The organism is Pseudomonas onubensis, assembly GCF_965653655.1.
GTDB lineage: Bacteria > Pseudomonadota > Gammaproteobacteria > Pseudomonadales > Pseudomonadaceae > Aquipseudomonas.
Genome location: NZ_CBFHAZ010000011.1, coordinates 90,583 through 96,633 on the forward strand (window position 1 = coordinate 90,583; position 6,051 = coordinate 96,633).

General features: G+C 54.5%; 8 protein-coding genes, 4 tRNA genes and 1 rRNA gene. All 13 read right to left on the minus strand.

Translation table 11 applies throughout. The annotated features are described in order from the left end of the window. Positions 1–3: 3 nt before the first annotated feature. Entirely contained in the window at positions 4–504 is a 501-nt protein-coding gene (gene rplJ / locus ACTD9P_RS06445; RefSeq protein WP_032861608.1) for a 50S ribosomal protein L10, read from the minus strand. Positions 505–703: 199 nt separating this feature from the next. Further along, positions 704–1,399: a 50S ribosomal protein L1 gene (gene rplA / locus ACTD9P_RS06450; RefSeq protein ID WP_003232403.1), complete on the minus strand. Its 696-nt coding sequence runs from the start codon at positions 1,397–1,399 to the stop codon at positions 704–706. Continuing rightward, entirely contained in the window at positions 1,399–1,830 is a 432-nt protein-coding gene (gene rplK, locus ACTD9P_RS06455; RefSeq protein WP_003176435.1) for a 50S ribosomal protein L11, read from the minus strand. Before rplK ends, rplA begins: the two co-directional genes overlap by 1 nt. Before the next feature lie 117 nt (positions 1,831–1,947). Further along, positions 1,948–2,481, minus strand: a complete 534-nt coding sequence (gene nusG / locus ACTD9P_RS06460; RefSeq protein ID WP_003176436.1) for a transcription termination/antitermination protein NusG — start codon at positions 2,479–2,481, stop codon at positions 1,948–1,950. A gap of 9 nt (positions 2,482–2,490) precedes the next feature. Then, positions 2,491–2,859: a preprotein translocase subunit SecE gene (secE, locus tag ACTD9P_RS06465; RefSeq protein ID WP_438867070.1), complete on the minus strand. Its 369-nt coding sequence runs from the start codon at positions 2,857–2,859 to the stop codon at positions 2,491–2,493. Positions 2,860–2,904: 45 nt separating this feature from the next. Next, positions 2,905–2,980, minus strand: a tRNA-Trp gene (locus ACTD9P_RS06470). A gap of 161 nt (positions 2,981–3,141) precedes the next feature. Beyond that, positions 3,142–3,217 (minus strand) — tRNA-Thr (locus ACTD9P_RS06475). 26 nt (positions 3,218–3,243) lie between these two features. Continuing rightward, positions 3,244–3,317, minus strand: a tRNA-Gly gene (locus ACTD9P_RS06480). A gap of 24 nt (positions 3,318–3,341) precedes the next feature. Then, positions 3,342–3,426 (minus strand) — tRNA-Tyr (locus ACTD9P_RS06485). 142 nt (positions 3,427–3,568) lie between these two features. Then, positions 3,569–4,015 (minus strand): hypothetical protein, encoded by a 447-nt coding sequence (locus ACTD9P_RS06490; protein WP_200432043.1) that lies wholly within the window; start codon positions 4,013–4,015, stop codon positions 3,569–3,571. 7 nt (positions 4,016–4,022) lie between these two features. Then, positions 4,023–4,772 (minus strand): pantothenate kinase, encoded by a 750-nt coding sequence (locus ACTD9P_RS06495; RefSeq protein WP_438867071.1) that lies wholly within the window; start codon positions 4,770–4,772, stop codon positions 4,023–4,025. After that, complete coding sequence (gene birA, locus ACTD9P_RS06500; protein WP_438867072.1) at positions 4,762–5,721, minus strand: bifunctional biotin--[acetyl-CoA-carboxylase] ligase/biotin operon repressor BirA; 960 nt, start codon at positions 5,719–5,721, stop codon at positions 4,762–4,764. The genes ACTD9P_RS06495 and birA overlap by 11 nt, the downstream gene beginning before the upstream one ends. A 220-nt stretch (positions 5,722–5,941) precedes the next feature. Then, positions 5,942–6,051: ribosomal RNA gene (rrf, locus tag ACTD9P_RS06505) — 5S ribosomal RNA — on the minus strand; the annotation flags it as partial.

Below are 6,051 nucleotides of genomic sequence, written 5' to 3' on the forward strand. Positions count from 1 at the left end.
GCCTTAGGCTGCGGCAGCTTCTTTTTGCTCGCGAACTGCGGCCAGAGTACGAGCCAACTTGCTGGTAGCGCCTTGAATCACGCTCATCAGCTGAGAAATAGCTTCGTTACGGGTCGGCAGTGTTGCCAGTACGTCGATTTGGTTAGCTGCGAGGAACTTGCCCTCGAACGCAGCTGCCTTGATCTCGAACTTATCCTGACCCTTGGCGAATTCCTTGAACAAACGGGCAGCAGCACCCGGGTGATCTTTGGAGAACGCAATCAGGGTCGGGCCGGTGAACACGTCGTTGAGAACACTGTATTCAGTGTCAGCAACAGCGCGCTTGAGCAGGGTGTTACGTACAACACGTACGTATACGCCAGCTTCACGAGCCTCTTTACGGAGTCCGGTCATAGCGCTTACTGTCACACCACGGGCATCAGCCACGACAGCGGACAGAGCAGCTTTGGCAGCCTCGTTGACTTCAGCGACGATGGCCTTCTTGTCTTCGAGATTAATTGCCACGGGTTTAACTCCTGCTTGTTACCGTTTCATCTGGCCGAAGCCGGATGTCGTTTTGGTGTCTGATTCGGTAAGGAACCGGGAGCACCATCTGCGTAGGCTTGAGGTTTAAGGCTTGCGCCGCCTACGGTCTTGGATAGCCCCCGCCAGGCAGGGACCCCAATTTTTTCAATTGGCGCGATCTCTCGCACCAACGTGTTTCTTATACGTCCAGCGAGCCTTGGTCGATGACCAGACCTGGGCCCATAGTGGTGCTCAGGGTAACGCGCTTGACGTAGATACCTTTCGAGGAAGCTGGCTTGATACGCTTCAGATCAGCGATCAGGGCTTCAACGTTTTCCTTCAGCTTGACGGCATCAAAGCCGACTTTGCCAACGGAGGTGTGGATGATGCCGTTTTTGTCGGTGCGATAACGAACCTGACCAGCCTTGGCGTTTTTAACCGCGGTAGCTACGTCTGGCGTTACGGTGCCGACTTTAGGGTTAGGCATCAGACCACGTGGACCGAGGATCTGACCCAACTGACCTACAACGCGCATTGCATCCGGGGAAGCAATAACTACGTCGTAGTTCAGGTCGCCGCCTTTCATTTCGGCAGCCAGGTCGTCCATGCCAACGCGATCAGCGCCGGCGGCCAGAGCAGCTTCAGCTGCCGGGCCTTGGGTGAAGACAGCAACACGTACAGTCTTGCCAGTACCGTGTGGCAGCACAGTAGCGCTACGAACGACCTGGTCGGATTTACGTGGGTCAACACCCAGGTTTACAGCAACGTCAACGGACTCGCTGAACTTGACAGTCGACAGCTCGGTCAGCAGGGCAGCGGCGTCTACAAAGTTGTAGGCCTTGCCTGCTTCGATTTTGCCGGCGATTGCCTTTTGGCGCTTGGTCAGCTTAGCCATTACACACCCTCCACGTTAAGGCCCATGCTACGAGCAGAACCGGCGATGGTACGCACGGCTGCATCCATATCAGCTGCAGTCAGATCCGCGTTTTTGGTTTTCGCGATTTCTTCCAGCTGAGCACGAGTTACGGTGCCAACCTTAACGGTGTTAGGACGAGCGGAACCGCTAGTCAGACCAGCAGCTTTCTTCAGCAAAACCGAAGCCGGGGTCGACTTGGTTTCGAAAGTGAAGCTACGGTCGCTGTATACAGTGATGATCACTGGAGTCGGCAGACCTGGCTCAAGACCCTGAGTACGGGCGTTGAAGGCCTTGCAGAATTCCATGATGTTCACGCCGTGCTGACCCAGAGCCGGGCCGACAGGTGGACTTGGGTTGGCCTGAGCGGCCTTCACTTGCAGCTTGATGTAAGCGGTAATCTTCTTGGCCATGAGGCACTCCAATTACGGGTTCAAACGCCTCGAAAGGCTCCCCGGTTACTTGCGCGTTTATCCCAGTGACGACAAAACCCCACAGCCTAAGGCTGCGGGGTTGGGATGCTTGCTCAGCTAGACCTTCTCGACCTGGCTGAACTCCAACTCTACCGGAGTAGAGCGACCGAAAATGAGCACTGCCACTTGGATCCGGCTCTTTTCGTAGTTAACTTCTTCGACAGTGCCGTTAAAATCAGCAAACGGACCATCTGTGACACGAACAACCTCACCTGGCTCGAACAACGTCTTCGGCTTAGGCTTGTCGCTACCGTCAGCAACGCGACGCAGAATTGCTTCCGCCTCTTTGTCGGTGATCGGAGCAGGCTTATCAGCAGTACCGCCGATGAAACCCATGACACGAGGAGTGTCCTTGACCAAGTGCCAAGTACCTTCATTCATGTCCATCTGAACCAGCACGTAGCCAGGGAAGAACTTGCGTTCGCTTTTGCGCTTCTGGCCATTCCGCATTTCAACCACTTCTTCAGTGGGAACCAGAATTTCGCCGAAGCCATCTTCCATGCCTGCGAGCTTTACGCGCTCTAGCAAAGAGCGCATAACATGCTTCTCGTAACCCGAGTAAGCATGCACAACGTACCAACGCTTAGCCACGGGACACCCTTAGCCAACAATCAAGGAAACAAGCCAGCCGAGCAGGGAATCTAGCCCCCACAACAGCAACGCCATAACCAGAACAACAGCCACAACAATCAACGTGGTCTGCGTGGTTTCTTGGCGAGTCGGCCAAACGACTTTACGAATTTCAGTGCGAGCTTCCTTTACCAGGACCGCGAAAGACTTGCCTTTGGCAGTCCGCAGGCCTACAAAGGCAGCTACAGCAGCAAGGGCGAGCAAAGCGAGTACACGGTACAGGATCGGCGAAGCAGAGTAGTACTGATTGCCAACAACGCCTACGACCACCAATGCGACTACGGCGAGCCACTTGACGAGATCGAAACGAGAGCTTTGAGCTTCAGCCTTAGGAGTCATCTATGAAGATCCTGTGAAAAGAAAGCCAGACACACCACGTGAATCTGGCAGGTCAGGAGGGAATCGAACCCCCAACCTACGGTTTTGGAGACCGTCGCTCTGCCAATTGAGCTACTGACCTAAAACAAAATCAGGCCGACCATTATGCAGGCCTGAAAAAGACTTTACAACAACCAACCCCACTAGACCTGAAATCACTTGGCAACAAGGCCAAATGCGACACCAACAAGCCGAGGCAGCTGTTAAAACAAAGGCAGATATTTTCATATCTGCCTTGTTATATGGAGCTCTTGAGCGGATTTGAACCGCTGACCTCACCCTTACCAAGGGTGTGCTCTACCAACTGAGCTACAAGAGCAAAACACATTGCACAACCTGCAAACTTGGAGCGGGTAGCGGGAATCGAACCCGCATCATCAGCTTGGAAGGCTGAGGTTCTACCACTAAACTATACCCGCGGAGCTTGCAGCTCACGCTAAAAATGGTGGAGGGGGAAGGATTCGAACCTTCGAAGTCGTAGACGTCAGATTTACAGTCTGATCCCTTTGGCCGCTCGGGAACCCCTCCTAAGCGAGCCGGCATTCTACATCACGCCGGCCTTCTGTCAAGCATTTTCTCATTAAAAATATGAGGTTAGCTGCGTTGACCTTCGCTTCACCTTGTAGACCGTAAAGGTCTTCACTGCGAAGCGGGCGCCATTCTATGCAAACTATTCGACAGTTGCAACGCCTTCGCACAACATTATTTTATGTTTTAACTCATTGAATTCCTTAGCAAGGTTTTCAAACGGCAGATCGTCGGCCAGCCTCCTGCTTTCAGGGGCGACACGAAGCCAATAGCCGGAGGCATCAGGCGTATTGAGCAGCTGCACTTTGGCCTTTATATCCAGGCTTATGAGGCGCTGCTCGACCGACAGCGCCTGGCGCTGATCAGCAAAGCCACCGATGTATAAACAGGTATTTTGTACGTCAGGCGCCTTTGCCCGGTCACGCCGGGCCATGGGGCCAGAGGACTCACTCAATAAGCGAATATCCTGTTGAGAGCCCTTGTAAAGGCTCAGAGGCGTTACATCTTTAGCACGCAAAGGGGCTTCCTGTTGATGCCAGATGTAATAGAAGGCATTGAGAACGAGCAAAAGCAGAAACAGCCAACGCATAAATACCTCAGGACAAAGGGCACGCCATCGCCAGGCCAACAAACACCAGATCAGGAACGAAACGAGCCTGGGGCACAGCATCAGAGACGAGGTCCGCATCTCCACCAGTCAGGAAGACGGTGAAATTATCCCCCCAATAGCTTCGAGCCAATTCGAGCTGGGTCAAGACGAACCCCCTGAGCATCAGCGTGCAACCTCGCTCAACGGCCTCAACGGTTGTGCGCCCTGGCGAGAGGCGCGCCAAGGCCTGCTCTGCCGCAATATCGTCATAGCGGATCTTGCGCGTGTGCGTTCGCAACTGGCTGCGCATGAGCGGCATCCCTGGGCAAATGAATCCGCCAAGATGTTCACCATCAGCAGCAATAAAGTCCGCAGTGGCTGCGGTACCGAAATCGAGCACCAGGCACGCACCTGATGCCAACTTGAAACCGCCCAGCATTGCCAACCAACGATCCAGCCCAAGGCGCTCAAACTCTTCGTAGCCGTTACGTACACCCGCCGCCTCTCTCGCTGAGGCAGCACAAGACACAACAACCCCAAATGCCCCCTGCAATGCCTCAACCAACTGCCCGGTCTCCTCGGAGGCCCGAACACTTACCAGGCGACAGCGCGTCAATGAGAGTCCCGGAATCGCCATCAACCCCTCAATCAACTCAAGGTCCGAGCCGACGACGCCCTCAGCGTACGCCTTGGCCGCAGGCGAATCGAGCACACGCCACTTGATAAAACTATTCCCACAGTCGAGCTCAAGAATCATCACGCAACCTCAGGCTTAGCTCACCACCGCTGTATGTTTTTTCGACACCCGCGACACTTAGCCGCAACGCGCCCTGGTGATCAACACCCAGCACTACACCATCAATCTGGTTAACACCTGCGATAAGAGATACGGCCTTACCCTGCCACAAATGATTTCGCTCCCACTCTTCCTGAAGCGCTGCAAAACCGGAAGTCTTATGTCGCTCCAGGTGACTTTGCAGTTGCAGCCCAAGCCGTGCTACCAAGTGATTACGGTCGACAGGAGAACCCGTCTCCAACTGCGCCGACGTCCACTGCTGATCGACCTCTGCAGCCTTCTGCATATTTACGTTGATCCCTACACCGAGGACAACGTGGCAAACATCGGCGGGATCTCCGACCAACTCCAACAAGATACCGGCAATTTTTTTCTGCCCGACCAGGACGTCGTTCGGCCACTTCAATGCGGCACCCTGGACACCCAGCTCACGCAGAGCCTGCATGACCGCCAATCCGACGACAAGACTAAGCCCCTCCAACTGCCTTAACCCGCCGTCAATGCGCAATACGAGGCTGTAATACAGGTTCTGAGCGAACGGACTGACCCACTTACGACCTCGCCTGCCCCTTCCCGCCGTTTGCTGCTCCGCAAGCACCAGAAATGGAGCCGCGCGACCAGCGTCGACGAGGCGCAAAGCCTCGGCATTCGTGGAGTCTATGGAGTCAGAGATGTAAACAGGCCACGCCAAAGCAGGAGCATGCTCTTGAATTTCTTCAGCATTCAAGAACACCAATGGAGATGCTAGCTGGTAGCCCCTGCCGCGAACTTTATGAATGGGCAGGTTCAATTCAGACTCCAGATGCTGGAGCTGCTTCCAGACAGCACTGCGGCTGACACCCAGGGCAGCGCCCAGCGCCTCTCCGGAGTGGAATCGACCATCTTTCAGAAGTGTTAACAACGTCAGCATGCAAGCATCGCCTCACAATGAGGCACGCATGATAGCCATGCGCAAGGTCATTGCATAGAAAGGACAGGATATAGCACTGGAGACAGCTGCAAAGCAGGCCTACGTGGCTTCTCAACCTGGACGCGCTGTGATTAACGCCACTCGTGAGCGAGATTTACGGCTGGACGACCGCCCAAAACAAAACCCCATCTGCTTTCGCAAATGGGGTTTCGGAATTTAATCTTGACGATGACCTACTCTCACATGGGGAAACCCCACACTACCATCGGCGATGCATCGTTTCACTACTGAGTTCGGGATGGGATCAGGTGGTTCCAATGCTCTATGGTC

Excerpts from the sequence above, each read along its gene's own strand:
- rplA (WP_003232403.1), bottom strand. The coding sequence starts at position 1,399 with ATGGCTAAGCTGACCAAGCGCCAAAAGGCAATCGCCGGCAAAATCGAA.
- rplK (WP_003176435.1), bottom strand. The coding sequence starts at position 1,830 with ATGGCCAAGAAGATTACCGCTTACATCAAGCTGCAAGTGAAGGCCGCT.
- secE (WP_438867070.1), bottom strand. The coding sequence starts at position 2,859 with ATGACTCCTAAGGCTGAAGCTCAAAGCTCTCGTTTCGATCTCGTCAAG.
- ACTD9P_RS06490 (WP_200432043.1), bottom strand. The coding sequence starts at position 4,015 with ATGCGTTGGCTGTTTCTGCTTTTGCTCGTTCTCAATGCCTTCTATTAC.
- ACTD9P_RS06495 (WP_438867071.1), bottom strand. The coding sequence starts at position 4,772 with ATGATTCTTGAGCTCGACTGTGGGAATAGTTTTATCAAGTGGCGTGTG.
- birA (WP_438867072.1), bottom strand. The coding sequence starts at position 5,721 with ATGCTGACGTTGTTAACACTTCTGAAAGATGGTCGATTCCACTCCGGA.